The 26,963-nt window shown below is 62.0% G+C and carries 25 protein-coding genes; 8 read left to right on the forward strand and 17 right to left on the reverse strand.

The features are described 5' to 3' along the window. From CACC_RS10095 to dacB, 9 genes are all read right to left on the reverse strand, one after another. Positions 1-474 carry a DUF3180 domain-containing protein gene (locus CACC_RS10095; RefSeq protein ID WP_005279507.1) on the reverse strand — a complete coding sequence of 158 codons (474 nt, stop codon included), beginning with the start codon at positions 472-474 and terminating at the stop codon, positions 1-3. Then, positions 471-956 (reverse strand): 2-amino-4-hydroxy-6-hydroxymethyldihydropteridine diphosphokinase, encoded by a 486-nt coding sequence (gene folK / locus CACC_RS10100; RefSeq protein WP_005279505.1) that lies wholly within the window; start codon positions 954-956, stop codon positions 471-473. The genes CACC_RS10095 and folK overlap by 4 nt, the downstream gene beginning before the upstream one ends. Next, entirely contained in the window at positions 956-1,354 is a 399-nt protein-coding gene (folB, locus tag CACC_RS10105; RefSeq protein ID WP_005279504.1) for a dihydroneopterin aldolase, read from the reverse strand. Before folB ends, folK begins: the two co-directional genes overlap by 1 nt. A gap of 2 nt (positions 1,355-1,356) precedes the next feature. Continuing rightward, on the reverse strand, positions 1,357-2,262 hold the full coding sequence (gene folP / locus CACC_RS10110) for a dihydropteroate synthase (protein WP_050755830.1): 906 nt from the start codon (positions 2,260-2,262) through the stop codon (positions 1,357-1,359). A 95-nt stretch (positions 2,263-2,357) separates the two neighbouring features. After that, on the reverse strand, positions 2,358-2,966 hold the full coding sequence (folE, locus tag CACC_RS10115; protein WP_005279502.1) for a GTP cyclohydrolase I FolE: 609 nt from the start codon (positions 2,964-2,966) through the stop codon (positions 2,358-2,360). Positions 2,967-2,977: 11 nt separating this feature from the next. Next, complete coding sequence (gene ftsH / locus CACC_RS10120) at positions 2,978-5,404, reverse strand: ATP-dependent zinc metalloprotease FtsH (RefSeq protein WP_005279500.1); 2,427 nt, start codon at positions 5,402-5,404, stop codon at positions 2,978-2,980. A 12-nt stretch (positions 5,405-5,416) separates the two neighbouring features. Then, the gene (gene hpt / locus CACC_RS10125; RefSeq protein WP_005279498.1) at positions 5,417-6,004 is read right to left on the reverse strand and encodes a hypoxanthine phosphoribosyltransferase; all 588 of its coding nucleotides are present in this window, start codon (positions 6,002-6,004) and stop codon (positions 5,417-5,419) included. A gap of 12 nt (positions 6,005-6,016) precedes the next feature. Next, complete coding sequence (tilS, locus tag CACC_RS10130; RefSeq protein ID WP_035108535.1) at positions 6,017-6,997, reverse strand: tRNA lysidine(34) synthetase TilS; 981 nt, start codon at positions 6,995-6,997, stop codon at positions 6,017-6,019. Next, positions 6,998-8,284, reverse strand: a complete 1,287-nt coding sequence (dacB, locus tag CACC_RS10135) for a D-alanyl-D-alanine carboxypeptidase/D-alanyl-D-alanine endopeptidase (RefSeq protein WP_035108533.1) — start codon at positions 8,282-8,284, stop codon at positions 6,998-7,000. It abuts the gene before it with no gap. Positions 8,285-8,366: 82 nt separating this feature from the next. On the opposite strand from dacB, the gene CACC_RS10140 reads away from it, so the two are divergent. Next, a complete protein-coding gene (locus CACC_RS10140; protein WP_035108560.1) occupies positions 8,367-8,840 on the forward strand; it encodes an inorganic diphosphatase in 474 nt (157 codons plus the stop codon). Between the two features lie 239 nt (positions 8,841-9,079). Then, positions 9,080-9,910, forward strand: a complete 831-nt coding sequence (locus CACC_RS10145; protein ID WP_005279489.1) for a DUF559 domain-containing protein — start codon at positions 9,080-9,082, stop codon at positions 9,908-9,910. A gap of 122 nt (positions 9,911-10,032) precedes the next feature. Here the strand turns inward: CACC_RS10145 and CACC_RS10150 are convergent, their stop codons facing one another. Both CACC_RS10150 and CACC_RS10155 read right to left on the reverse strand, forming a co-directional pair. Beyond that, the gene (locus tag CACC_RS10150) at positions 10,033-11,433 is read right to left on the reverse strand and encodes an FtsX-like permease family protein (protein ID WP_005279487.1); all 1,401 of its coding nucleotides are present in this window, start codon (positions 11,431-11,433) and stop codon (positions 10,033-10,035) included. Next, on the reverse strand, positions 11,430-12,116 hold the full coding sequence (locus CACC_RS10155) for an ABC transporter ATP-binding protein (protein ID WP_005279485.1): 687 nt from the start codon (positions 12,114-12,116) through the stop codon (positions 11,430-11,432). Before CACC_RS10155 ends, CACC_RS10150 begins: the two co-directional genes overlap by 4 nt. Here CACC_RS10155 and CACC_RS10160 point away from each other — a divergent pair. From CACC_RS10160 to CACC_RS10185, 6 genes are all read left to right on the forward strand, one after another. Next, a complete protein-coding gene (locus CACC_RS10160) occupies positions 12,115-12,924 on the forward strand; it encodes a sensor histidine kinase (protein WP_005279483.1) in 810 nt (269 codons plus the stop codon). The two genes, CACC_RS10155 and CACC_RS10160, sit on opposite strands and share 2 nt — an antisense overlap. Further along, positions 12,921-13,589, forward strand: a complete 669-nt coding sequence (locus CACC_RS10165) for a response regulator transcription factor (protein WP_005279481.1) — start codon at positions 12,921-12,923, stop codon at positions 13,587-13,589. Before CACC_RS10160 ends, CACC_RS10165 begins: the two co-directional genes overlap by 4 nt. 24 nt (positions 13,590-13,613) lie before the next feature. Continuing rightward, on the forward strand, positions 13,614-13,910 hold the full coding sequence (locus CACC_RS10170) for a rhodanese-like domain-containing protein (protein WP_005279479.1): 297 nt from the start codon (positions 13,614-13,616) through the stop codon (positions 13,908-13,910). 37 nt (positions 13,911-13,947) lie between these two features. Then, positions 13,948-14,406: a MarR family winged helix-turn-helix transcriptional regulator gene (locus CACC_RS10175; RefSeq protein WP_005279478.1), complete on the forward strand. Its 459-nt coding sequence runs from the start codon at positions 13,948-13,950 to the stop codon at positions 14,404-14,406. Between the two features lie 2 nt (positions 14,407-14,408). Beyond that, positions 14,409-18,332 carry a Pls/PosA family non-ribosomal peptide synthetase gene (locus CACC_RS10180; protein ID WP_005279476.1) on the forward strand — a complete coding sequence of 1,308 codons (3,924 nt, stop codon included), beginning with the start codon at positions 14,409-14,411 and terminating at the stop codon, positions 18,330-18,332. 156 nt (positions 18,333-18,488) lie between these two features. Then, positions 18,489-19,280: an Abi family protein gene (locus CACC_RS10185; protein ID WP_023029258.1), complete on the forward strand. Its 792-nt coding sequence runs from the start codon at positions 18,489-18,491 to the stop codon at positions 19,278-19,280. 103 nt (positions 19,281-19,383) lie between these two features. Here CACC_RS10185 and CACC_RS10190 read toward each other — a convergent pair whose 3' ends face one another. The 6 genes from CACC_RS10190 to CACC_RS10210 all read right to left on the reverse strand — a co-directional run bounded on the left by CACC_RS10190 (position 19,384) and on the right by CACC_RS10210 (position 26,852). Next, entirely contained in the window at positions 19,384-20,532 is a 1,149-nt protein-coding gene (locus CACC_RS10190; RefSeq protein WP_035108530.1) for an alpha/beta hydrolase, read from the reverse strand. 252 nt (positions 20,533-20,784) lie between these two features. Next, on the reverse strand, positions 20,785-21,684 hold the full coding sequence (gene ppk2, locus CACC_RS10195) for a polyphosphate kinase 2 (protein ID WP_005279474.1): 900 nt from the start codon (positions 21,682-21,684) through the stop codon (positions 20,785-20,787). Positions 21,685-21,842: 158 nt separating this feature from the next. Next, positions 21,843-21,968 carry a hypothetical protein gene (locus CACC_RS11640; protein ID WP_005279473.1) on the reverse strand — a complete coding sequence of 42 codons (126 nt, stop codon included), beginning with the start codon at positions 21,966-21,968 and terminating at the stop codon, positions 21,843-21,845. Between the two features lie 24 nt (positions 21,969-21,992). Further along, positions 21,993-22,172 (reverse strand): hypothetical protein, encoded by a 180-nt coding sequence (locus CACC_RS10200; RefSeq protein ID WP_005279472.1) that lies wholly within the window; start codon positions 22,170-22,172, stop codon positions 21,993-21,995. A 728-nt stretch (positions 22,173-22,900) separates the two neighbouring features. Beyond that, positions 22,901-24,544: a chaperonin GroEL gene (groL, locus tag CACC_RS10205; protein WP_005279471.1), complete on the reverse strand. Its 1,644-nt coding sequence runs from the start codon at positions 24,542-24,544 to the stop codon at positions 22,901-22,903. Positions 24,545-24,836: 292 nt separating this feature from the next. Continuing rightward, complete coding sequence (locus tag CACC_RS10210; protein WP_005279470.1) at positions 24,837-26,852, reverse strand: OPT family oligopeptide transporter; 2,016 nt, start codon at positions 26,850-26,852, stop codon at positions 24,837-24,839. Positions 26,853-26,963: the final 111 nt, after the last annotated feature.

Here is a 26,963-nt window from a genome sequence, read left to right on the forward strand (position 1 = left end):
CTAATGTACCGCTTGAAGCCCGTCTGGTGGCGGCGGGGTCTCGCAGTGTCGCTCCAATCGCAGGCCAGCCGCGGACATGGCGACGCCGCCGATAGCAGAAGCCAGCACGCCCGCCAGATCATCGGAAGCCGCGACAAGGGTGCCCGCATTCGGGATGACATACACAGCCACGCCGGCATAGAGCCCGCCGACAATCGCACCCGTCCACGCCGAGGCCTTGCCCACCAGCATGAACTGCGCGATGGTCATGGGATTAAGCTGCGAATTATCCAACCCGATGCCATGATCCTCATCGGTGGCCTTATCCACCTTCCAGGTAAGCCCCAGGCACACCACCACCATGAGCCATAGCGTGGCAGAGACCGTAACCGGGATGGCCATCATCGAGCCATAAAAGCGCGTGGTGAGGATGGCGGCCGCGGCGGCCATGAATACCCCAACGCCGATAAGCGCACCGAGCGAGGTTCGTTTCATAGCTCCTCCATCAGACCCAAGCGGTGGATATCGGCGGTTTCCTGCGGGTCCAACGCGGCAACCAGCGCGGAGACATCCTGTCCCTTCAATTTAGCAGCCGCATCGGCGGCTAACCAGGGGATAAGCACGAATGCGCGCTCGTGGGCATAGGGGTGTGGGACGGTAAGTTCCGCATCGGCGGAGCTATATCCTTCAATATCGACGATGTCCACGTCCAGGGTGCGCGGACCCCAGTGGCGCACGCGCACGCGCTCTGCCGCTTCTTCCAGCTTCTGACCGCGGCGCAAGAGCTCCAACGGGCTTTCCTGGACATCCACGATAAGCACCGCATTCAAGAATTCATCCTGGTCCGTTACTCCCCATGGCGGGGTTGAATAAACGGGCGAGGCCGCCACGATGTCCTCGCGGAACTCCGTAAATACCGTCCGCAAAAGCTCCACGCGGTCATCCATATTGGAGCCGATGGATAGTACCGCGCGCATTACTTACTCCCGGGGTTCGTGCCAAGGCGCGCGTGTTTGCGGGAGCGGCGGGCGACGACGGCGACATCGGCAAAAGTGCGCGGGATGGGCGCCTTGGGTTTGTGCACGGTCACTTCCACCGCGTGCAGGTCTGCGAAGGAAGCCATGATGGTATCGGCCACCTCGCTGGCGACGGTCTCGATGAGGTCGCGGGAGGGGCCTTCGACGATATTGGCGGCGACATCGGCAAGCTCGGCGTAATTGATGGTCTTGGTCAGATCATCGTGAGCTGCGGCCTCGGCAAACTCGGACCAGCAGGTGATATCGACGATAAAGGGCTGGCCGGTGCGCTTTTCCTCCTCAAAGACGCCGTGGTAGCCAAAGCATTCCAGGCCGGTTAATTCGATGCGATCTGCCATGGTTAATTCCTTTCCGTACCCATCGCGGTGGAGGTCACTGTGCCAGCGCCGGTGGCGGCATTGCGGTAGCTACCGGTGGCATTGGCGCCGCCTACATAGGACTTGCCGGCGTTCCACGCGGCGGCCACGTCGACGGCATCGCGGGATACGCCCACCTCGTGCACGCGCACGCCCCACGCGCCCATCTGGGCGGAGATGGCGGTCACGGCGGCGGTGGCGGGATCAGCAAGCAGCGGGCTTGTCTCTACCCCGCGGTCTTCCCGGATGGCGGCGAGGAAGCGCTTGCGCGAGGCCCCCACCAGGATGGGGAACTCGCCGTCCAGGAACTCGGGCAGGGCCTTAAGCAGCGCCCAGTTATCCTGCGGGCTCTTGGCAAAGCCGAGGCCCGGGTCCAGCACAATATTGTCCTTTTTCACGCCCGCATCCAGGGCATTATTGCTCAGGCGGGTGAGGGTCTCGTGCACGTCGCGGACCACATCGCCGCCGTGATCCGCCGTGCCCGCCGCGGAGCCAAACGCGCCTTCCTGCAGCGTACGCCAGTGCATGAGGCAGACGGGCACGCCGGCATCGGCCATAGCGGCATACATTTCAGGATCGGCAAGGCCGCCGGAGACATCATTAATCATGTCCACCCCGGCCTCGGCAGCCGCGGTGGCGACCGAGGCGCGCATCGTATCCACCGAGGTACGAATGCCCTGCTCGTGCAGCGCCTGGATGACCGGGACCACGCGGTCGGCCTCTTCCTGCGCCTCCACGCGCACCGCACCCGGGCGGGTGGATTCGCCGCCCACATCGATCATATCCGCGCCCTGTTCCACCAGTTCACGGGCATGAGTGGTGGCAGCGTCGAAGTCGAGCCACCGCCCGCCATCGGAAAAGGAATCCTTCGTAACATTCACGATGCCCATGACGAGCGTGCGCTTCGCGATGGTCAATTCTCCAACTGAGGAAGCCGGGTGCACTGCGTTCTCCTTTTCGCTCGACAAACTCGACTGCGTACGCGCTACGTACGAATGAAGCTGAGCACTTCCGCGCGCGAGGCAGCGTTATTTTTGAACCCGCCGCGCACCGCGGAGGTCGTTGTGGTCGCGCCCGGCTTGCGGATGCCCCGCATGGCCATGCACAGGTGCTCGCACTCGATGACCACGATGACGGATTGGGCCTCGAGGACATTAACGAGGGCATCGGCAATCTGCTGGGTCAGGCGCTCTTGAACCTGCGGGCGCTTGGCGTACATATCCGCCAGGCGCGCCAGCTTGCTCAGCCCGGTCACGTGCCCGTCCTTGCCGGGGATATAGCCAATATGCGCCACCCCATAAAACGGCACGAGGTGGTGCTCGCAGGTGGAATAGATAGGAATATCGCGCACCAAGACCAGTTCCTGGTGGTCCTCCGCGAAGGTCTTGTGCAGCACCTCCGTCGGATCCTCGTGCAGGCCGGCGAATACCTCGCGGTAGGCGCGGGCCACACGTGCCGGGGTTTCGCGCAGGCCTTCGCGGTCAGGGTCCTCGCCCACGGCAAGGAGCAGCTCGCGAACGGCCGCCTCCGCCCGCTCATGGTCATACGGCGCTCGGGCGGGCACCTGCTGGGAATCAATGTGATTTTCAGACATGCACGTACTTCTTACTCTTTATCATCCCGCGGCTTTTCCGCATCGCGCGCGTAGGGGTTATCGCGGCGGGAAGACTCATTCCAGCCTGGGGTGAACCATTGGCTGGTTTCTCCCTCTGGCTTGTGGTGCTTGCCCCTGCTTTCCGATGCCGAATCCGCTCGCCCTTCCCCACCGTCGCGGTCCCCGCGGTCGTTGTTGCCGTGGTTGCTGTGGTCCGCGCGGTCGTGGTCGCCGTGGTTCTCGCGGTCGTTCCGGTCGGCGTGGTCGCTCCGATTCTCGCGGTCCGCGCCGCGGCCATCGCTACCGGTGCCGTGGCCGCTGCGGTTCTCGGAATCGCTGCCGCCGCCGTGCAGCTCGCGCACGGTTTCGGGGTTCACGTAATCGCCGGCGTGCTGGCCAAAGTTAAAGCCAACTTCGCCCTTGAGCTCTTCGCCGGCGAGGCGGCGCTCGCGGGCGGCCCGGGAGGCATCGAGAAGCGTCATGCGTTTAGGAAGCTCCTCGCCGCGCTCCTTGGCCAGCTCGACCGGCGTCTTGACCGGCGCATAACCAATCTGGCGCGGGAAACGATCGTCTTCGCCGGGGAAGACATCATAAGCATCGCGCGGCACGATGCCGTCAAAGATGCTCTCCAGGTCCGGCCGGCGCAGGGTCTCCTTCTCAAGGAGGGCCTCGGCCAGCTTGTCCAGGAACTCGCGGTTGGTGCGCAAGATGTCGTAGGCCTGTTCGTGCGCGCGCTCGAGGAGGTAGCGCATCTGCTCGTCGATCTTGGCGGCAACGTCATCCGAGTAATCGATGGAGCCGCCGCCCCCGCCCATCTGGCTGAATGGATCGCCCTGCTCCTGGCCGTACTTGACGGTGCCCAGGTCGGGCGAAAAGCCGTATTCCGTCAGCATCGCGCGGGCGATCTTGGTGGCGTTCTCGATATCGGAGGACGCGCCCGTGGTGGGCGCACCGAAGACCAATTCCTCGGCGGCGCGGCCGCCCATGGCAAAGACCAAGCGGGAAAACAGCTCATCGCGGGTGTACATGCCCTTGTCGTCTTCCTGCGAGGTCATGGCGTGGCCACCGGTGCGGCCGCGGGCCAGGATGGTGACCTTGTACACGCGCTCGATATCCTTGAGCGCCCACGCGGACAGGGTGTGGCCGCCCTCGTGGTAAGCGGTGACCTTCTTCTCGTGCTCGGAGATGATCTTGCCCTGGCGCCGTGGCCCGCCCACCACGCGGTCGGTGGCTTCTTCCAGCGCGTCGTAGGTAATGACGTTGCCGCCGATGCGGGCGGTGAGCAGGGCGGCCTCGTTAAGCACATTGGCAAGGTCTGCACCGGACATGCCGGCGGTGCGCTTGGCCAGCTGCGCCACATCGACCTCTTCTGCCAAAGGCTTGTCCTTGGCGTGCACGCGCAGGATCTGCTCGCGGCCGGCCAGGTCCGGGTTGGTGACCGGAATCTGGCGGTCGAAACGACCTGGGCGCAGCAGCGCTGGGTCCAAGATATCGGGGCGGTTGGTGGCCGCGATGAGGATAACGCCCTCACGGTCGCCGAAGCCGTCCATCTCCACCAGCAACTGGTTCAGGGTCTGCTCGCGCTCATCGTGCCCGCCGCCGGTACCGGAACCGCGCTGGCGGCCCACGGCGTCGATCTCGTCCACGAAGATGATGCACGGGCTGTGCTCCTTGGCCTGCTTGAACAGGTCGCGCACGCGGGAGGCACCCACACCGACGAACATCTCCACGAAGTCCGAACCGGAGATGGAATAAAACGGCACGCCGGCCTCGCCCGCAACGGCGCGAGCCAACAGGGTCTTACCGGTACCCGGAGGGCCATAGAGCAGCACACCGCGCGGAATCTTCGCGCCCAGGTCGTGGTAGCGCGTCGGATCCTCCAGGAAGTCCTTGATTTCCTGCAGCTCATCCACGGCCTCATCGGCGCCGGCAACATCCTCGAAGGTATTGGTCGGCATATCCTTGGTCAGCTCCTTGGCCTTGGAGCCGCCGATGCCGAACATGCCGCCGGCACCCTGCTGCATGCGGGACATGAGCCAGAACAGCAGGCCGAAGAGGATGATCATCGGCAGCAGGAAGCTGAGCATGGAGCCCAAGAAGGATTCCTGGGTGACGTTGGTCTCGTACTTCTCCGCACCCGAATCCTTGACCGCATCAAAGACCTGCTCGGAGGCGCGCGCGGGGTACTGAGACACGATCTCTTGTACGCCCTCGCGCTCTTCTACCGTGATTTCGTCCTTGAGCTTGATGCGCAGGCGCTGCTCGCGGTCATCAATTTCTACCTCGTCAACGTTTTTATCCTGCAGCTGTTTTAAGGCCACGGAGGTATCCGCGTCCACGTATCCGCGGGTCTCGTTGCTAAAGAACGTAAAGGCGTACAGCGCTACGAGGATCAGCGCCGCAATGCCGCCGTAGCGAAGGAGTTTATTGTTTTTCATTACTGCGCGATTTTAGTTGGTGGTATAGACATCAGGGTGAAGGGTGCCCACAAAGGGCAGGTCGCGGTAGCGTTCCGCGTAGTCAAGGCCATAGCCAATGACGAATTCATTGGGGATATCAAAGCCCACATCGAGCAGATCGATCTGCGCCTTGACCACTTCCGGCTTGCGCAACAAGGTCACCACGTTGAGCGACTTCGGGTTGCGCCCCCGCAGGTTGCGAATGAGCCAGGATAGCGTCAGGCCCGAGTCGATGATGTCTTCCACAATGACCACATCGCGCCCGGCGATATCCCGGTCCAAGTCCTTCAAGATGCGCACCACCCCAGAAGAAGACGTGGAGGCGCCGTACGAGGAGACGGCCATAAACTCCAGCTCCGAGGGGATGGATAGCTTGCGCGCGAAGTCCGTCAGGAAAAAGGCCGCACCCTTTAATACGCAGACCAAAAGCAGGTCCTGCTCGGCGTCGGCATATTTCTCAGATACCGCATCCGCCAGCTGCTGGACGCGGTCTTTAATTTCCTCTTCCGTGATGAGGATTGCTTCTACATCGTCTCCGTAGCGGTTTGCGGGGACGGCGAAGTCTTTCTTGTCGTGCACGTGTGCGCTCCTTTAATGACCAGACAATAGTGCCAGTTTGCCACCTATACGTGCTACTTCCAACCTCTGCCCCGCCTGCCGCGCCGAACTCACAGCCACCGGCCCTTGTCCGTGCCAGTTGGTACACAGCTTGCCGATGCCCCCGATCCCCTCCCTCGTCACCTTCACTCCCCGCTCGATGAGCCAGGCCGCAATAGCGCGCCGGCGTCGCGGCTCCGGCAGCGCGGCCAATTCCGCACAGTCCGCGGTGGCCGCCGTGGCGAGGTATTCTTCATCGCGCGCGGTATCCATCGCCGCCTGCGCCAGCGCCGGCACCGCATCGCCGCCGATGACCCGCGACAACTCTGGGATGATCTCCCGGCGCAGCGCTACCCGCCGAAAATCCGTATCCGCGTTCTGCGGGTCCTGCCACACGTCCAGCCCCAGCTCCGCGCACGCACCTTCCGTATCGGCACGGCGTACCTGCAGAAATGGCCGCACCACCCGCGCGCCTTCGACCACTGCTCGCTCCGGCATGCCGGCCACCCGGCCGCGCAGGGCGCCAAGAAGGAGCGTTTCCGCCTGGTCATCGGCCGTGTGCGCCACGGCAATCTCCAGCGGCCCTCCTCCTCTGCGCGAAGCTCCGTCTTCGCGCGCGGCTGCGGACATCGCTTGGTAGCGCGCTTGCCTAGCCACCGCTTCCAGCGAATTCCCCGCTTCCTCCGGCACCCGTACCACGAGCACCCGTGCCCGCGCGCCCAAGCTCTCTGCTTGCCAAGCGGCCTTCTCAGCCTGCTCACGCGAACCATCCTGCAATCCGTGGTCGACGCATAGCGCGATCACGTCGTGGCCCTCCGCGATCATCGCCGCGCACAGCGCCAAGGAATCCGCACCGCCGGATAGCCCCACTCCCACGGTGCGATCCATCCGTGCCGCGCGGACCGCGCGCCGGCAGGCCAAAAAATGCGGCGAAACCCGCGGCCAAAACGGCGTTACTCCAGGCTGTGGACTCATTTAGAACTCGTGCAGCGCCGCGGCGAGGTCATCTTGGGCCGCGCGCGCTGCCATAATCTCGCCATCATTGACCAAGAACGCAAAGGAATACACGCGCCCGGACTGGCCCTGCGCGGTGCCCGCCAGTGCGGAGACGCCGGTCAACGTGCCGGTCTTCGCCCGGACAAACCCGCGCGCCGCGGACTCCCCGTAGCGCTCGTGCAGCGTGCCGTCACCACCGGCCACCGGCAAATACGCCGCCAAGGGGCGCAGCTGCGGTTCTTCGACCGCGCCGTTGACAATCTCCGCCAGCACGCTCGCGCTCAACCGATTATCTACAGAAAGACCCGAGTTGTCCTTGATATCCACGCCGCTGACATCGAACCCGTGCTCACGGAGCACGTCCAGCGTGGCTTGGGTGTCGGCCTGGAAGCTGGGCTGTTTGCCGCGGGCATCGGCAAGCTCGCGGGCAATGGCCTCCGCCATGACGTTATCGGAATGCCGCACCATCTCCAGCGCGCGCTCGCTGAGGGGCGCCGACTCGACGCTGGCCAGCTCCTCCGCGCCTTCCGTCACCGTGCCGGGGGCGAATTTATCCGTGCCCAGGCGCTTGGCCAGCTCGCCCGCGACGTCGAGGGCCGGGGTGTGGCTGCGCGGGACATCGCCCTCCGTAGCGCCGATCCGCCCGCCGTAGAGCATGGCCGGCTCCATGGGCGCGACGAAGCCCTCATCCACGTTCTCCGGATCCCAGCCCGGCGCCTGGGGCTCGCCCGCCCACGCGGAGGTATCGATGTACACGCCCGCCACCTGGGTGCCGGTCTTTTTAATCTGATTCGCCAGGTCATCGAGCTGCTCGTTGGTCATCCAGACATCGCCAGCCGCCTTGATCACCACGTTGTTCGGGTCCTTGCCGCGGTAGACCTTGGTGGTAATCCGCTTGGACTCATCCAGGGCCAGCGTTGCCGCGGCGGTGGTCAGCACCTTCGTCGAGGAAGCCGGGGTCAGCGCCTTATCCGCAGCGCGCTCCCACACCACCGTGCCGGTCTCACTATCGATGACCTGCCCGCCAAAGGTGGCCAAATCCTCGTTCTTGCCCAGCTCATCGAGCTTTGCGCTGAGCGCCGCAAAATCCACGTCCTGCGCCTTAGCCGGCTGCAGGGGATTTTCCGGGGCCTGGACCGTTTCGGCCTCGCCATGCGAAAGATCGCCGTACTCGCGCTGGATGGTAACCCCCAGCGCAGCCGTGCCCCCGACCGCCGCCGTGACCACCAGCGCGGTTACTGACCACCAAACCTTCTTAGCTTTCATCGCCACCAACCCTAGCGCGGATGGACGACGCGCTAGACTATTGACGGTAATTAACACCCAATCCCACATGGAGGACATCGCTGTGAGCGTTGAAGTAACCATTGAAATCCCAAAGGGCTCCCGCAATAAGTACGAGGTGGACCACGAGTCCGGCAAGGTCTACCTGGACCGCTACCTGTTCACCCCAATGGCCTACCCCGCCGACTACGGCTTCATCGACCACACGCTTGGCGAAGACGGCGACCCCCTCGACGCCCTCGTCATCCTCCCCGAGCCCGTTTTCCCCGGCGTCATCGTTGAAGCCCGCATCGTCGGCGTGTTCAAGATGACCGACGAGGCCGGCGGCGACGACAAGCTGCTCGCCGTCATCGATGACCCGCGCTGGGAGCGCTACCAGGACATCGACGATGTGGAACAGCACATCAAGGACGAAATCGAGCACTTCTTCGTGCACTACAAGGACCTCGAGCCCAACAAGGAAGTTTCCGGCTCCGGCTGGGGCGACAAGGCCGAGGCTGAGAAGATTTTGGAAGAGGCCAAGGCTCGCCTGAAGTAGGTCGCGGGGTTTGCGGGGGCTTCGGGGGCTCTTAGGTCTCGGCCCGCGCTTTTGCGGGGCCGAGCTCGGCGTTTTAGGGCCGTGAAGTCTGTTTTGAGGCCCAGCTGATGCGTTTTTGCAAATAGGCCGCGGAAACCGCGGGGTTTGAGGCCGCTATTTGTTAAAACGCATCAAGATCGCATCAAACAAGCGCCCAACCGCGCCACACAACCTTCGCTTCGGGGGATCGAGGGATACAAATGGAGATTTTTCGGGGGAAAAGTGCCGCTCAGCAAGCGGTACGCCACGGCGCCGTCCGGATCGCGAACGGCTTCTGCCTGTCAGAGGAGCCGACGCCAAACCAGCTCGCGCGCATCATGAGCGAGGAGTGGCCGGATTGCGCGCTCGACGGTTACTCGGCCGCGCTCAAGCACGTGGAGAAGCCGCTGCGCTTTCCGCTGGAATTCCTGCGCAGCTCATCGCTGCCGTCGAGTAAGTATTTCACCTCCCGCCGCGCCAGGCCGAAGGGCGCGTTGACCTGGGACGGCGTCACCGTATGCAATCCACTGCAGGCGGTCGAGGCGATGCCGGAGGATGATGCGGTCGCCTTCCTCGAGGACTTTTATTCCGGCAAAGATGGGGTCAGCCGGCTGGAGCTGAATAAGCTGGACTACCAGCGGTTTCCGCGGCCGGTAAAGCGTGCGTTGGACAGGGCGATCATCGGCACGGATAGCGTGCCGGAGCGCCAGTTAACGCGCGCCCTCGCGCCGCATTTCGCGGTCCAGAACAATATAAAAATAGGCCCCTACCACTGGGATCTGATGATTAAGGAGCACAAAATCGCCATCGAGGTCGATGGCTACGCCTACCACCGGGGCGAAAATCGCCGCCAGTTTGAGTTGGACAGGCACAAGCTTAACGATGCCGTCCATCGCGGCTGGAAGCCCCTCCACTTCACCGCGACGACGATTGACCACTACCCAGATTTCGTGGTGCAGCAGGTAATGGCCACGGCAAAGAATAAGCGACCCTTTGCGCGTCCTCCCTGGCAGTGGCACCGCTTGTGGCGGCATGAAAGCGCGCGGCGCTGAAGCAAGGCTGGCTCAACAGCTGACCAGCGCAAGGCCGGGCATAGGCCCAACCGGGCCAGAGTCTGGGCCAGGGCCAAGGCCAAAACCCCAGAACCACAGCCCGGCGCGCCCGAGGAAACCGGCTATTCCTTGCGGCGGCCACTGCGGAGAACGTGACCGCGCAGGGGCTCGACGAGCGCGATGGCGAGGAAGGTCACCGCCCAGCCCACGGCGAGGAAGCTGAAGGAAATGAGGAGCCGTTCGGCGAGGTCGACGCCTTCGTCCCAGACGATGCTCAAGAACATTGTGCCGGCGATGCCGGCACCGAAGAGGAAACCGAAGATACTGAGCGCGACGATGGGTCCCATCACGGCGAGGGTGTTCGTGCGGAATTGGAAGCGGCGCGGCACGCCCATCAGGTCGAGGGAGCGGATGAGTTCCTTGTCCTCGAAGGCGGACGATACTTGGCCGAGGAAGATGGACATGCTGGTCAGCGCGAAGCCGAAGAGCAAGGTCAGGACGACCCCGGTGGAGACGTCTCGGAACACGATGCCCGTTTCTTGTTCTTCTTTCAGAGCGGTGGCGAGGGCATCGGTGCCATTGGGCGAGCCCATCAGGAAGCCGGCGAGGAAGCCGAAGAAGCCGATGGCCGCGCTTTGCCGCCAGGCGCGGCGGGCGTTGGCGCCCACGCGCTGGCAGGCTACGAGGTGCGCGGTGCCGGGGAGCAAAGCCAAAAGGCGCGCGCCGAGTTGCAGGAGGTAGGGCGCGACCAGGTTGATGCTCATGATCACCGCGAAGAGCGGGACGACCATGGAGATTTCGGGGGTACCGGATTGGCCTTTGAGCAGGACACCGCCGACGATGACGATGAGGAGGAAGGCGATGAGGCGCCACCATCGGAAAGCGGCGGGCATCTGGCGTTTAGCCACGCCGAGGGGGCTGACGCGCACGCGCCACATGCCAGCAAGGGCCGCGGCGAGGGCGAGGAGGAAAAGGACTGCGGCCACCGCGAGGTATCCCCACCAGGGCAGGATGATTTCCTCGAAGGCGACGGGGCGGTCCTGGAATTTCACGTGTGTGAAGACGGGGGCGATGAGCACGCTGATGAGCCAGCCCAGCACGATGCCGATGAGGGCTTGGATGCCGGTCTCCACGGCGGCCATGCGCTCGACCTGGTGGGAGCTTAGGCCCAAAAGGCGGAGGGTGGACAGGCGCTGTTCCCGGCCGGAGGCGCCGAGGACGGCGGCCTGCGCGGTCAGGTTGAAGAGTGCGGGAACGATGAAGGCGCAGGCCATGAGCGCGAGGACGAACCAGGGCATGAAGTAGTTTTCCGGGTTTTCGCCGGCGGCGGCGCGCAGGGCGGGCACGGCGTCTTCTGGGTGATGAACGCGCTGCCAGAACATCCAGGTGCCGCCGGCGACGAGAAAGGCGATGGCAGAACCCAGCGTCAGGCTCACGATGGCCAGCACGCTGACAATGCCCGCACCGGAGCGGGCACGGACGGATTCGCGTTGGAGGCTGAGGACTAGGGTCGCGGTGTTCATGGCTGCACCCCCAGGCGGCGGTCATCGTGAATGATGCCGTCGCGGATTTCCACGCGGCGCTGCATCCAGTCCGCCACCTTGGGGTCGTGGGTGACCATGACCAGGCTGGCGCCGGATTGGCGCACGGTGGTGGTCAGCATCTGCATGACCTCGTGGCCAGTGGCTTGGTCGAGGGCGCCGGTAGGTTCATCGGCAAAGATGACGCTGGGGTTGGCCACGAGGGCGCGGGCGATGGTCACGCGCTGGGCCTGGCCGCCGGAGACTTGGGCGGGGCGGCGGTCCGCGAGGTCGCCGAGCCCCAGCTGGTCGAGCAGTGACAGCGCCTTCGTGCGGGCCGCGCGCCGGCCCATGCCGTTGAGCATCGCAGGCAGCGCGACGTTGTCCAGGTTGGTCAGCTCCGGGAGCAGCTGGCCGTCTTGGAAAACGAAGCCGAAGTGGCGGAGGCGGGTGCGGGAGCGGGCGGCATCGGAAAGCGTGGAGATGTCCGCGTCGCCGAAGCGGACGCTGCCGTCGGTGGGCGTGAGCACGCCGGACATGCAGTGCAGCAGCGTGGATTTGCCGGAGCCGGAGGGCCCCATGATGGCGACGAGCTCGCCCGGGGTGATGTCCAGGGTGATGCCGGCCAGCACGGGGCCGCCGCCGAAGTCCTTCGTGATGTCGTGGAGGGAAAGTGTTTGTGTCATGCTGTTCATTTCACCGTGCCGGGCGCGCTATTCCTACAGCGCTAAGGATACTTTCCGGGTAGTGCTAGCTTTACCCCTGCCTGGGGCGCGCGCGATTAGGCTTGGGGGCGTGATTTTCAGCAAGAAGCAGGCCACCAGCAATGAGGAGCAGCAGGCGCGGGTCATCGCGGAGCTGACGGCCTCGCGCCGCGCGATCGCGGATGCCTACGAGGTAGAGCGCGCCCGCATCGAGCGGGATCTGCACGATGGCGCGCAGCAATATTTGGTGGCGGCCAGCATGAAGCTCGGTGAGGCCCTGCTGGATGCCACCGGCACCGAGGCCGAGCTGCTCACCGCCGCGAAGCAGGACGTGGATCGCGGCCTGCGTTCGCTGCGCGCGACGGTGCACGGCATTCACCCGCAGGTCCTCCAGGATCACGGTTTGGTGGCCGCGCTTGCCGATGCCGCCTCCGCCCACGGCCCCCACGTCAGCGTCTACGCCCCACACCCGTTGCCGCGGCTTTCCGCCAGCGTGCTGGCCTGCGGTTATTTCTTTGGCACCGAGGCGCTGACCAATGCCGCCAAGCACGCGCCGGGCGCGCCGGTTTCGGTGCTCATCACCTCGGATGCGGCGCTGCGCATCTCGGTTGTGGATGAGGGCCCGGGCGGAGCGCAGGTGGAGCCGGGGCGCGGGCTGGCCGGCATGGCCGAGCGGCTCGCAGCCTTTGGCGGGAAGATGTCGCTGTCCTCGCCGGAGGGAGGCCCAACGCGGGTAAGGTGCACGATTCCGCTCCTTTTGGAGCGCGGGCAGACAGGAGTATCAGCATGAGTGGATTGAGGATTGTGATTGCGGATGACTCCGCGATCCTGCGCGAGGGCCTTGCCGGGCTCTTGGAGCGCCGCGGCCACGAGGTTGTGGGCAGGGCGGGGACGGCGGTGGAGCTGGAGGGGGTCATCGGCAAGCTGAGTGCCCAGTTGCCGGATGTGGTGATAACGGATGTGCGCATGCCTCCGGAGATGGGCGATGATGGGCTGAAGGCGGCGGTGGCGCTGCGCCGCGCCTATCCGGGCCTGCCGGTGATGGTGCTATCGCAGTACGTGGCGCCGGCGTATGCGGTGGCACTGTTTGATTCGCCGGATGCGGGCACCGGGTACCTGCTTAAGGATCGCGTCTCTGAGGTGCGCGATTTCCTGGCCAGCCTGGAGGTGGTGGCCCAGGGCGGCACGGTCATCGATCCGACGGTGGCGCAGGCGCTGATGCGCTCCGGGCGCAGCGGGTTGGGCGAGCTGAGCCCGCGCGAGCGCGAGGTCCTGGAGCTGATGTCGCGCGGGAAGTCCAATAAGGATATCGCCGCCGAGCTGGTGCTCTCGAATGCCGCGGTGGCCAAGCACGTGTCCAATATCTTTACCAAGCTGCGCCTGGATCCCAGCGAGGATAACCGCCGCGTGAAGGCGATCTTGCAGTACCTGTCCGCGGCCACCTACGGCGGCTAGCGCGCGGCACGTAGACTGCGGGGTATGCAAAACGTACAGCCAACCGAAGTTCCCGCAGGCGCGCAGCTTATCGATGTGCGCGAAAACGACGAATGGGCCACCGTGCACGCGCAGGGTGCCACCCATATTCCCATGAGTGAGATAACGGGTCGTATCCAGGAAATCGACCCGGACCACGATATTTATGTCATCTGCCACTCGGGCGGGCGCAGCGCGCAGGTCTGCCAGTACCTGGAACACGCCCTGGGCTGGGATGTTATTAATGTCGAGGGCGGCACCAGCCAGTGGGAGGCTGATGGCCTGCCCGTTATCCGCGATTAATTGGCCTTTACCCATCTTTTGAGATTATGATGATGGTATGTCTTCCACTAATAATTCCGGCATACCCACCTCCCTGCTCGAATCCCCATCCTTCCAGCTAGAGCGCCTGCGCCGCCGCACCCGCGATGGCGTCGAGGCAGCCCTGCAGACCAAGCAGACCACAATCCGCGAATTCTGGGTGCTTACCTGCCTCGTGGAGGCGGATGCCGCCTCCCAGTCCTTCCTGTCTGAGACCTTGGCCATCGACGCCTCCGATATGGTGAGGCTTATTGATGCCCTCGAGGACCGCGGCTGGGCCAAGCGCGAGCGCGATCCCAAGGACCGCCGCCGCCAAATCGTGGCGTGCACCAAGAAGGGCACCAAGACCCACAAGGACCTGGCGGAGCTCGTCGCCTCCGCCGAGGATGACGCGCTCGACGTATCCACCAATAAGCAGCTCAAGCACCTGCGAAAGCTGGCCAAAGCCATCATCGCCGCGGACGAGGACGAGGCATAAGGATGGACGAGCCCGAAGAATGTAGTAGACCTAGCGTCCCGCAGCAGTACCTCCTGCGCGATCTGGCCCCGCGCCCGCGCACGCTGTGGGACATCATTACCACCACCGCGGAGATCCACCCGGAAGCCGCCGCGCTTGACGATGGCGAAATCATCACCTACGCCGAACTCGTCCACGAGGTCCAACTGTGGGCCGCGGAGCTGCACGTCAATGGCGTGCGCCGGGGCGATCGCATCGGCATCCGGATGACTTCCGGCAAGCGGGATCTTTACCTCGCCATCTTGTCCACCCTGGCCGCCGGCGCGGCCTACGTGCCGGTGGACGCGGACGATCCGGATGAGCGCGCGGAGATGGTCTTTGGCGAGGCCGACATCGACGGCCTCTTTAGCGATGAGGGCTTCCGCTTCCTGCGTAAATCACCGCGCCGTGAGGCCCACGGCGATAAGGACCACGCCTTCGAGGCCCCTCGTCCCGAGGACACCGCGTGGATCATCTTTACCTCCGGATCCACGGGCAAGCCAAAGGGCGTGGCCGTAAGCCACCGCTCTGCGGCCGCCTTCGTGGATGCGGAGGCCAGCCTCTTCCTCATCGATCATCCCCACGGCCCGCTTGGCCCGGAAGACCGCGTGCTGGCTGGGCTTTCCGTTGCCTTCGATGCATCCTGCGAGGAGATGTGGCTGGCCTGGGGCCACGGCGGCTGCCTGGTCCCAGCCCCGCGTTCCTTGGTGCGGTCCGGCATGGACCTCGGCCCGTGGCTGATTCGCCGCGATATCACCGTCGTCTCCACGGTCCCTACCCTGGCGGGCCTGTGGCCTGCGGAGGCGCTGGATAATATCCGCCTGCTCATCGTCGGTGGCGAGGCCTGCTCCCAGGAATTGGTGGACCGCCTGGCCACCGAGGAGCGCGAGATGTGGAATACCTACGGCCCCACGGAGGCCACCGTCGTCGCCTGCGCGCAACGGATGATCCCGGGGCACGCGGTATCGATCGGGCTGCCGCTGAATGGGTGGGATTTGGTGGTCATCGATAAGCAGGGCCAGCCCGTTGCCCTAGGCGAAACCGGCGAATTGGTCATCGGTGGCGTGGGCCTGGCCAGCTACCTAGACCCGCAGAAGGATGCGGAGAAATACGCGCCGCTGGAATCCATGGGCTGGCAGCGCGCCTACCGCACCGGCGACCACGTGCGCTTGGAAGAAGACGGCCTGTATTTTGTGGGCCGCGTGGATGACCAGGTAAAGATTGGCGGGCGCCGCATTGAGCTGGGTGAGGTGGACGCGAACGTCGCCGCGTTGGATAACGTCTATAACTCCGCTGTGGCCGTGCAAAAGACCCCCGGCGGCGAATCCGTGCTGGTGGGGTATGTCTCGCTGGAAGATGAGGCGCGCGGTTTTAACCACGGCGTGGCCCACGAACGCCTGGCGGAAACCATGCCCGCGGCGCTGGTCCCGCGCATCTGCGTGATGGATGAGCTGCCGGTGCGCACCTCCGGCAAGGTGGATAAGAAGGCCCTGCCGTGGCCGCTACCCGGCGTCGGCGTGGAATCGACCACGCTGACAGAGACCGAGAAGTGGCTCGCCGAGCTCTGGGTCGAGACCCTCGGCGTCTCCGTGGAGGATGAGAACGCCGATTTCTTCGACCTTGGCGGTACCTCCCTGGCCGCGGCGACGCTGGTGGGCCACATCCGCGATCGCTACCCCACCGTGGCCGTGCGCGATCTCTATGACCACCCGCGCCTGGGTTCGCTGGCAGAGCTCATCGCCGGCGCCGAACCGCGCCCCGAAGCGGAGCAACAAAAACCGCTGCGTGAGGTCACGCCCGTGGGCGCGAAGACCCGCGTGGCCCAAACGCTGTTGCAGATCCCCGCCATGACGCTGGCGGCGACCACCTGGCTAGCCTGGCTCATGCTGGGCTCGACCGTGGCCTCTGCCCTGGGCGTTACTTGGGCGCAGTCCTTCCCGTGGTGGCTGGTCATTGCGCTAGTGCTCATCTTTGCCACGCCGCTGGGCCGCATCCCCATCGGCGGCTTTGGCGCGCGCCTGATTACCGCAGGCATCACGCCCGGCGATTACCCGCGCGGTGGTTCGACCCACCTGCGCATCTGGGCCGCGGAGCGGTGGGCCGATGCCTCCGGTTCGCGCTCGATTGCCGGTGCCACCTGGGTCAATAACTACGCCCGCGCCTTGGGCGTGAAGATGAAGCGCGGGGTGGATCTACACTCGCTACCGCCGGTAACGGGCCTGCTCACCTTGGGCAAGCACGCCGCCGTGGAACCCGAGGTCGATCTCACCGGCTACTGGCTCGACGGCGACGTACTCCACGTTGGTGCCATCGATATCAAGGAAGGCGCCCGCGTGGGAGCGCGCTCCACCCTGCTGCCCGGCACCGTGGTGGGCAAGTACGCCCACGTGGAGGCGGGTTCCACCGTTACCGGCCGCAAGAAAATCAAGGACGGCCAGCGTTGGTCCGGCTCGCCCGCCAAAAAGGTGGGCCGCTCCAAGCACCGCTTCCCCTCCAAGCCACCAAAGCGCCGCCCCTGGTGGGTAGCCATTTACGGTGCAACCTCGCTCTTCCTGGCCGCGCAGCCACTCATCGCGGTGCTTGTCGGCGCCATCGTGGATTTGGCGCTGTTGCATTCCACGGCCGGCAACCGCTTCATCGGCGCGGTGCTCTTCGCTCCCCTCGCGGCACTCGTGGCCTTTGCCACCTACATGCTGCAGACCTGGCTGGGCGTGCGCATATTGTCCATCGGCATCTCGCCCGGCGTGAACCCGGTGCGCTCTGCTGCCGGTTGGCGCCTCTGGGCCATCGAGCGCCTCATGGATGAGGCCCGCACGCAGCTCTTCCCGCTATATGCTTCGCAGCTGACCCCGCGGTGGTTGCGCGCTTTGGGCGCGCGCATAGGCGCCAACGTGGAGATTTCCACTGCCGTGATGATCCCCGCGCTTACCGATGTCAAAGACGGCGCCTTCCTTGCCGATGACACCATGATCGGTGGTTACGAGCTCGGCGGCGGGTGGATCCACACCGGGGAGACCAAGGTGGGCAAGCGCTCCTTCGTGGGCAATTCAGGCATCACCGCACCCGGCCGCAAGCTATCCAAGAATTCCTTGGTCGCCGTGCTTTCTTCCACGCCGAAGAAGACCAAATCGGGAGCCAACTGGTGGGGCTCGCCGCCAGAGCGCATGCGCCGCGTCACCGCCCAAATCGACGCCCCCGGCGAGTCCGCTGAAGCGCTAACCTATAACCCCGGCTTCAAGCTCAAGGCCGCCCGCGGTGTTGTGGAAACCATGCGCCTGCTGGCACCGATGTTTTCTGCCATGCTGTTGGCCGCCACCCTGGGGACGCTGTATTACCTGCTTGCCGATGTCGGCTTCCCCACCACCTGGGCCCTTTCCGGCCTCGTGCTCATGGCCATGGGCGCTATCGCCATAGCGGTGACCATCGCCGTGAAGTGGATCTGCGTGGGCACCCACAGCGCGGCCGACCACCCGCTGTGGAGCGCCTTCGTCTGGCTCAACGAGCTACAAGACACCTTCGTAGAGGTCGTCGCCGCCCCGTGGTTCTTCCAGCACACCTACGGCACAGGAGAGATCAACCTGGGCCTGCGGGGGCTGGGCGTGGACATTGGCAAGGGCGCCTGGATCGATTCCTACTGGTTCCCCGAAACCGATCTCTGCCACGTCGGCGCCGGTGCCTCCGTGGGGCCCGGCACCGTGGTGCAGACCCACCTCTTCCAGGACCGCGTGATGAGCCTGGATACCGTCACCATCGAGGCCGGCTCCACGCTCGCCTCCCACTCGGTGGCGCTACCCGCCTCGCTCATTGGTAAATCCAGCACCGTCGGCCCCGGTTCCCTGGTCATGCGCGGCGACCGCGTCCCCGCCAACGCCACCTGGCAGGGCAACCCCATTGAGCCGTGGGGATAGCCCACGCCTGGATCCGGAGTTATGTAAGCAAAAGACCCCTCCTCAGCCAAGCCGCTGAACGGTTGACCACCACGAGGAGGGGAATACTATACCGAGTATAATCGGACGTGCCGCCTCAATCAAAAATATTTTTAAAGAGCCTTTAAGTTGGTAGCCATGAGTAGTAAACGGATTAAAAAAGAGTGGTTATCAGAAAACAGGTTGGAGCCCTACCTTACAAAAACTGGTGGATCCACAGATAAGGCTTTTGAGCTCTACGAACTCGATCGCCACCTTAGTGCTTCCCTTTTTCATGAGATAGCCTTCATCGAAGTAGCATTACGTAACTCAGTTTCTGGATATCTCAGCTCCGAATACGGAGATGATTGGTATTGCAAGCTCGAGATGGGGTTCGATAAACGGGTTCGAGACAATATCACAGAAGCATGGAATAGCCTGCCAACAGACTTCACCAAGAATACCGAACGAAGCAAAAGGCTGGGAGGACGGGTCATTGCTGCTTCCATGTTTAGAACTTGGACAAATATCCTCGATACAGGAGGCTCCACGGGCTTACCAGCCCCTTTCAACAATGCTGATCATGACAGAATTTGGTCCCGCCAAGCCTTAATTTCTGTCTTTCCAGGTGCGAATTCAGTAGCTCGGAAGAAAGATCCTGAATTTTCCACTCACGGTCTGACCCGTAAGTGGGTTCATTCCAAAATCCTCGAGATAAAGAAAATTAGAAATAGGGTTGCGCATCACGAGTCTGTAGTCCTTCGCGGCATCCCTGTCACGGGCACAGATACTCGATTACGGCCTAGAGAATGCCACGAGGCCTGCCAAGATGTAGCAGCGATGTTGGACCGTGATTTAGCCTCTTACCTCACGGAAAACCTGCCCACAACAGCAATTCTCACCGAGTTGGACACCTTCTACGCAAGTCTAAATAATTCAAACAAATCATAAATGACCCACCTTCCCTAGGTCGCTAAAGCCTAAGTACCAACCCAACGACAGGGAAAGCAGGTCATTGTGTGCCGGGCCTATTAAACCCGAGACACGCTATCTTCTACACGTGGCGGTCCAGCCAATCCACAACGGTATCGAGGGCCTGATCAGCGGCGGGCTCGTTAAATACCTCGTGCTTCTGGCCCTCCCAGTTGATGTATTCCACATCTTCAGAGGAAATGGAGTTGTACCAGTCCTGGGAGAAGTACGGCGGAACAATGCCGTCCTTGGTGCCGTGCATGATAAGCGTCGGCGCGGTGAACAAGTCCGCATTGACGGCATCATAGGTTGCAATAGCACCCAGCTGCAGCGCGGTACCGGCGCTGGTCTTCTGCGCGATAAGCGGGCTGGTAGCGTACTCGTCCTTCACGGCCTGGCTGGTGGAAATGCCCTCCGTGAACGGGTTAGACAACATGACCTTCTTAGAAAGCTCCGGCGACTGCGCACCAATGTGGGTGCGGTGCGGGATTAGGTTCTGCGCGTAGTTGGCGTTAAAGCTGGTGATATCCGCCAGCGGCAGGCGCTCGAACAGGGTGGGGTCGAGCTGCTTTTGCACCTCAGAAATTTCTTCTGGGGTGACGGTCTGGCCGGTTGCCTTCTTACCGGAAAGGTTCAATGGTGCACCGCCACCATTGGTGATGATGCCATCGACCTTGCCAGGTTCACGGATACCGTACGCCTGCACGGTCAGCGAGCCCATGGAGTGACCCAACAGGAAGGTCTTTACATCGGGGTGCTCGCCCTTGGCCATATCGACGACGCGGTCGAAGTCATTGAGGATGTACTGGAAGTTATCAATGTGCCCCAGCGGCGTGCTGCCGGATGCAGATTTACCGTGTCCACGGTGGTCCAGGCGGTAGACGTTGTATCCGGCATCCAGCAGGCGCTTGGCCACGTAGTCATAGCGCCCAGAGTGTTCAGAGACGCCATGGGCCAATACGACATTGCCACGCGGGTTTTCTACCAGCTGCTTGCGGTAGTAGATCTTCACGCCTTCGCCATCGTGGCTATCAAAGTAGCCGTCTTCATCGGCAATCTGCTTATCAGACACCGTCGAACGGCCAAGCACGTCGGTCTTATCGGCCGCTGCCTCCGCGGCTGCTTCGCCGCCACCGGCAAATGCGGTGGCAGTGAGCGTTCCCGATACTGCAATCGGTGCCATGGATACAGCGGTCGCGGTAGCCAAGACACACAGTTTCTTCCTTATCATGTACATACTCCTTAGATGTGGGTTATGCCACGCATACGGGCAAGATGACTCTTAGGTCACCCTAATAGTAGTTTCCCCGGGAACGTAACTCAAGAAGTTTTTATTTATGGCTGCTGATTCCCTAATAAATATCCGCATGAGTCACGCCCTCGCCACAGCTACGGTTCAGCCGTGAAGGCCATAGACACAGCAAAGCGGGAAGACCGATTATCACGATCTTCCCACTACAAAAGGCGCTAAGACTTAAAGCTACTAATCACCAATCTGGTCGCGCCCACGCTTAACAATGTTCGTGTCCGGCTCCCCCACCAATTCATGGTCCTTGTTGGTGTACTCGAATTTCGAGAGCACATAGCGCATCGCATTGACACGAGCGCGCTTCTTGTCATTGGACTTGATGGTAATCCACGGCGATTCTTCCGTATCCGTATAGCGGAACTGCTCTTCCTTCGCGCGCGTGTAGTCATCCCACTTATCCAGGGAAGCCAGGTCCATCGGCGAGAGCTTCCACTGGCGCACCGGATCAATCTGGCGGATGGCAAAGCGCGTGCGCTGTTCCTTCCTAGTAACCGAGAACCACAGTTTGGTTAACGAGATACCCGATCCCAAGAGCATGTTTTCCAACATGGGTACCTCGCGCAGGAACTCCGCATGCTGGGACTCGGTGCAAAAGCCCATAACCCGTTCCACACCGGAGCGGTTGTACCAGGAGCGGTCAAAAAAGACGATCTCTCCCGCAGCAGGGAAATGCTCGATATAGCGCTGGAAGTACCACGACGTGGATTCGCGCGGTGAAGGCTTCTCCAAAGCCACGGTGCGCGCACCACGCGGGTTCAGGTGCTCATTAAAGCGCTTGATGGTACCGCCCTTGCCAGCAGCATCGCGGCCCTCAAATAGGATGATATGGCGCTGGCCGGTTTCCTTGGTCCAGTTCTGCCACTTCAAAAGCTCAATCTGCAGCGAGCGCTTAATAGTGTCGTATTCATCACGCGTCATGCGCTCGTCATAAGGATAATTCTCACGCCACGTCTCCACGGGAGAACCATCCGGCATGATCAGCGACGGATCGTCTTCATCCGCTCCATCGACGACAAAGCCGTCCGTCTTTGCAAGGTCAATCTCAGGGAGTTCGTCGTCTTTAATATCAGCCATGCACTTAGTGTAACCCGTTCGATGGCTTCTAGCGCGCCAAAAGGCAACGCCGCCCCTGCATACAGGTATATAAAACAGAAAACGAAAAATGACCTGCCCCAAACGGGACAGGTCATTCTACTTCAGGAGCTTTATAAGCTCACTTTAGAAGGCTGTTCTTACTGGAACATGCCGAGCAGCTTGGAAGCAGCGTCAGCGATGTTCAAGAACGGTTCGAACGCCTTGTAGATAGCCTCACCGAAGGTGTAGAGGTTAGAAGCAAAGGAAGAAAGTTGCTCTTGCATTGTGTCTCCTTAAAAAGAATTAAATTAGAATTCGTATACGTTCTGGTGGCTGGAACCAGCGAAGAGCGGGAAGTTGGAGCTTACCGCACCGAAGCTCTCCTTACCAGTGGTGACGAGGGAGTGAACAGCCTCGACAATGTTGTGCCACTGGGTCCAAGTGGTAACGAAGTTGTCCAGGTGCATCTGGATGGTGGAGAGATCCATAATTGAACTCCTAAAGTATGTCCGAAGCTTTCTGCCCCGGAGGGGTTTGCAGTTTGCAGACACCCTCAGTGGGCGTCACAAGAGATATTTTGGCACAACTTCGATTGAAAGCAAGTCCACTTCGCGGAAAATTTTCGCCTTTTTCGACTTGCACTGAAATGGTCCTGTTTTTTATATAGATACGCGATGGAATTTATGACGTCCAGACAAGGCTGTGAGCTGCGGTTTTAGTATTCCCGCACCGCGATTTAGTTAATTTCGGGTGAACACTGTAACACCCGAGGGTGCAAATACCGATATACATAACTCTCTAATGTCTGTAGACGCAGCCAAAATTTTCTTGCGCCTATCGCCCGCTCCAGTACCCACATCGGGGGGTATTGTGACGTATGTGGCTGATGTTATCAGGTAAGGGGACACTTATTTAGCCTCAGTCACCTAGTTTTCGGCGCTCCATGAAGAAGCTGTCATGACTCAAGAAAGACGCCAATGACTAGCATTTTCGTCGTTTATGCCGCGATTCAACGAAATTTCATCGTTGCAGTAACACGACAAGCGCACAGAATGCCTTAGACACGCCGAAGCGCCCCACCATTGTGCGGTATATGCACATTGAAGGGGCGCATTGACACTTACCGTGCCTCCGCTAAGGCCTTGACACGTATACCTCTTATATCGCCTGAGAGGCGTATATAAGGGCTATACGGCAGGCTTTCTAGGCTCTTAGCCTAGAAGCCCATGCCGCCCATAGCGTCAGCGTCAGGCATAGCGTTGTTGGAGCCGGCAGGCTCTGGCTTATCAGCCACAACGGCCTCGGTGGTCAGGAACAGTGCTGCAATGGATGCAGCGTTCTGCAGTGCGGAGCGGGTGACCTTAACCGGGTCATTGATGCCGGATTCCATGAGGTTGACGTACTCACCGGTGGCGGCGTTGAGGCCCTCGCCGGCAGGCAGGCCGGAGACCTTGTCGGCCACCACGCCAGGCTCGAGGCCAGCGTTGTGAGCGATCTGCTTGAGCGGTGCAGACAGTGCCTCGCGGACGATCTTCACGCCGGTTGCTTCATCGCCTTCAGCCTCGATGGAATCTAGAACGGAAGCGGCCTGCAGTAGGGCAACGCCACCGCCGGCGACGATGCCTTCTTCTACAGCCGCCTTGGCGTTGCGGACGGCATCCTCGATGCGGTGCTTGCGCTCCTTGAGCTCAACCTCGGTAGCGGCACCAACCTTGAGGACGGCAACGCCGCCGGAAAGCTTAGCCAAGCGCTCCTGCAGCTTCTCGCGGTCGTAGTCGGAATCGGAGTTCTCGATCTCAGCGCGGATCTGCTTGATGCGGCCGTCGATCTGCTCCTGGGTTCCGGCGCCCTGGACGATGGTGGTCTCGTCCTTGGTGACAACAACCTTGCGGGCTTGGCCCAAGTACTCCAGCTCGGCGGTCTCGAGGGAGAGGCCAACTTCTTCGGAGATGACCTGGCCGCCGGTCAGGATGGCCATATCCTGCAGGGTGGCCTTGCGGCGATCACCGAAGCCCGGAGCCTTCACGGCAACGGACTTGAAGGTGCCGCGGATTTTGTTAACCACGAGGGTGGACAGGGCTTCGCCCTCAACGTCCTCGGCGATGATCAGCAGTGGCTTGCCGGACTGCATGACCTTCTCCAGCAGTGGGACAAGGTCCTTGATGTTGGAGATCTTGGAGGACACCAGCAGGATGTATGGGTCCTCAAGGACTGCCTCCTGGCGCTCCATATCGGTGGCGAAGTAGCCGGAGATGTAGCCCTTATCAAAGCGCATGCCCTCAGTAACCTCGAGGTCCACGCCAAAGGTATTGGACTCTTCCACGGTGATAACGGAATCCTTGTTTACGGAACCGTTGCCCACGGTGTACATAGCTTCAGCGATCTTCTCACCGATTGCCGGGTCTGCAGCGGAAATACCAGCGGTGGTGGCGATCTGCTCTTGGGTTTCTACTTCCTTTGCGGAAGACAGCAGGGAGTCCACAACCTTCTTGGTTGCGGTCTCGATGCCGCGCTTGATGCCCATGGGGTTGGAACCAGCGGCTACGTTGCGCAGGCCTTCGCGGACGAGTGCCTGTGCCAGAACGGTTGCGGTGGTGGTGCCGTCGCCGGCGACGTCATCAGTCTTCTTGGCAACTTCCTTGACCAGCTCGGCGCCGATCTTCTCGTAGGCATCCTCGAGTTCGATTTCGCGAGCGATGGAAACGCCGTCATTAGTAATGGTCGGTGCGCCCCAGGACTTTTCCAGGACGACGTTGCGGCCCTTAGGTCCGAGGGTGACCTTGACTGCGTCAGCCAGAGTATTCAGGCCGCGCTCAAGGCCGCGGCGGGCCTCTTCATCAAAAGCGATAATCTTTGCCATAGTGTTTGTGCTCCTTGGATTTATTGAGGACGACACTCACGTCTTTCTCGCTGCGGACGCCCGCGACGGCATGGCTGGTGAGTGTGGACCAACCTCAACCACAACGATGGAGATTTATCTAGCACTCATTCTGTGCGAGTGCTAACGACTATTCTGGCACTCTCCTACCCCGACTGCAAGGTGCAACGCGCTTGCCTCTAGCGATCTGGCACCTCCCGCAGAGGCACCAGATGCATGCGTACATATCCGTATATATAAGGAGTGGCCCGATGAGGGCCACGCGTAAACGGGACTAGCGATTGTCCGCTCGGGCCTTGTCAGGGGTCTCGGTCTGCTCAGGGGCTTGCACCTTGCGCGCGGTCCAGCGGTAGATGAAGCTGAGCGCCGCGATAAATAGCACGATGCCGAGCACCGTCGCGGAGGTACCGCCGGAAAAGACCTCCAGCGGGCTATCCCCGCCGGAAGCGGCGATAATGGCGGCGTTGACCACGCCGAAGAGGGACTCGCCCACGATGAGACCGGTGGCCAGAAGCGTACCCATGCGCTTGGCAAAATCCGGGCGGGATTGGCGTGCGGCCCACTTGTTATAGAAGGTACCCAGGATGGCGCCGATGGGAATGACGACGGTGAGCGCGGCCGGAAGATACATGCCCATGCCAACAGCCAGTGGGGACAGCGACCCCTTGGAGGTGAACTTGTGCAAGCACTCATCCACGACAATAAGGACGGCGCCAATCCCCATGCCGGTAAAGATAAGGCTCCAGTTCAGCGAGTTTTCAAAAATGCCGGAGGCCACCGAGGACATCAGGGCGGCTTGTGGGGCAGCAAGGGCATCCTCGCCGGCACCTTCCATACCCTGGAAACCGAATCCGGTGAGCATGAGCTGCAGGATGGGCGGGATCACCAGGGAGCCGAAGACCACGCCGATGATCAGCGCCACCTGCTGTTTCCACGGGGTAGCGCCAACCAGCTGGCCGGTCTTTAAATCCTGCAGGTTGTCATTGGAAATGGTGGCGATGCCAAAGACGATGGCCGCGGTAAAGAGCGTATAGGCCACCAGGGAGAGCGGCTCCGCGCTGCTGCCGCGGGTCACGGCCGCGATGACTAACGATGCAGTAAGCACCGCGATCACGCCAATGGAGGAAATCGGCGAGTTGGAGGCACCGATCAAACCAGCCATATAACCGCACACGGAGGCAATGATTAGGCCAACCAGCAGGGTAAAGACCACAGAGACGGTAATGAGCACCACCATGTGATCATGAATATCGGTACCTTGCACGAAGTCCCAGAGCAATAGCGCGATGGGCACCATCAGCACCACAATCGTGGTCACAACGTACGGGAACGGGATATCGCGCTCGGTGACATCGACCGTGCCGCCGGATTTGCGGGTGCGCGATGAGGCCAAGGACTGGCGAATGCCCACCGTGATGGGGCCTGCGATCTTGATAAGCGTCCAGATAGCGGCGATGGCCATGGTGCCCACGCCGATGAACCGGATGTCATCGGCGAAGGTGGGATCGACGACATCGGCTAGCGCGGCAGCAGAGCCCACATCGCCGGAAGTGCGGATGGGCAGCAGGACGAAGTAGGAGATGACCACGCCGACCAGCATCGCAATACCCACCGGCAGGCCCACCAGGTGGCCGACGCCAATGAGAGCGGTGGACAGGCTCGCGCCCAGCGTGGTGGCACCGGAGCCGAGCTTGAAATAGGTAGAAACCTCAGCGGCCGCGGCCTTCATCGAGGTCAATAGTGCCATCGCGGCGGAGACCAAGCCGCCGACGACGATAACGCGCAAGCCCTTGGCATTCTCCCCGTGACTGGCGCCGTCGCCGCTTTCATCACCAACCCGGAGGACCTCCGCGGCGGCAACGCCTTCCGGATAAGGAAGATCGGAGCCGGTCACCAGCGCGCGGCGCAGCGGGATGGAATACATCACGCCCAGCACGCCGCCGATGATGCAGACGCCTGCGGTTTTGAAAAATCCGAAGCCCTGCCAATAGCCCACCATGACCAGGCCGGGCAGGACGAAGATGATGGCGGACAACGTGCCTGCGGCCGAGGCAATGGTCTGCACAATGTTGTTTTCTTTGATGTTGTGCCCGGCAAACCGGCGCAACACCGCCATGGAAATCACGGCGGCGGGAATAGAGGTGGCAAACGTCAGGCCCACCTTCAGGCCCAGGTAGACGTTAGCGGCGGTAAAAATGAGGGTAATCAGGCCGCCGATGATGACCCCGCGCAGGGTCAACTCGGGCAGGCTGGCCTGCGAACCGGCGGCGGGAGCTTGCGTAGACGCCATGCCAGGTCCTTTCTAGTATTGCTTCACTGTTTTTAATCTCAACCATCTTCGCGTCGGCCACCGGAAGGTACCTGGCGGGAAGATGGGGAAAATTCTAGGCCACCGCAGCCC

Origin of the sequence: Corynebacterium accolens (assembly GCF_023520795.1) — a bacterium.
In the GTDB taxonomy this organism is placed as follows: Bacteria; Actinomycetota; Actinomycetes; order Mycobacteriales; family Mycobacteriaceae; genus Corynebacterium; species Corynebacterium accolens.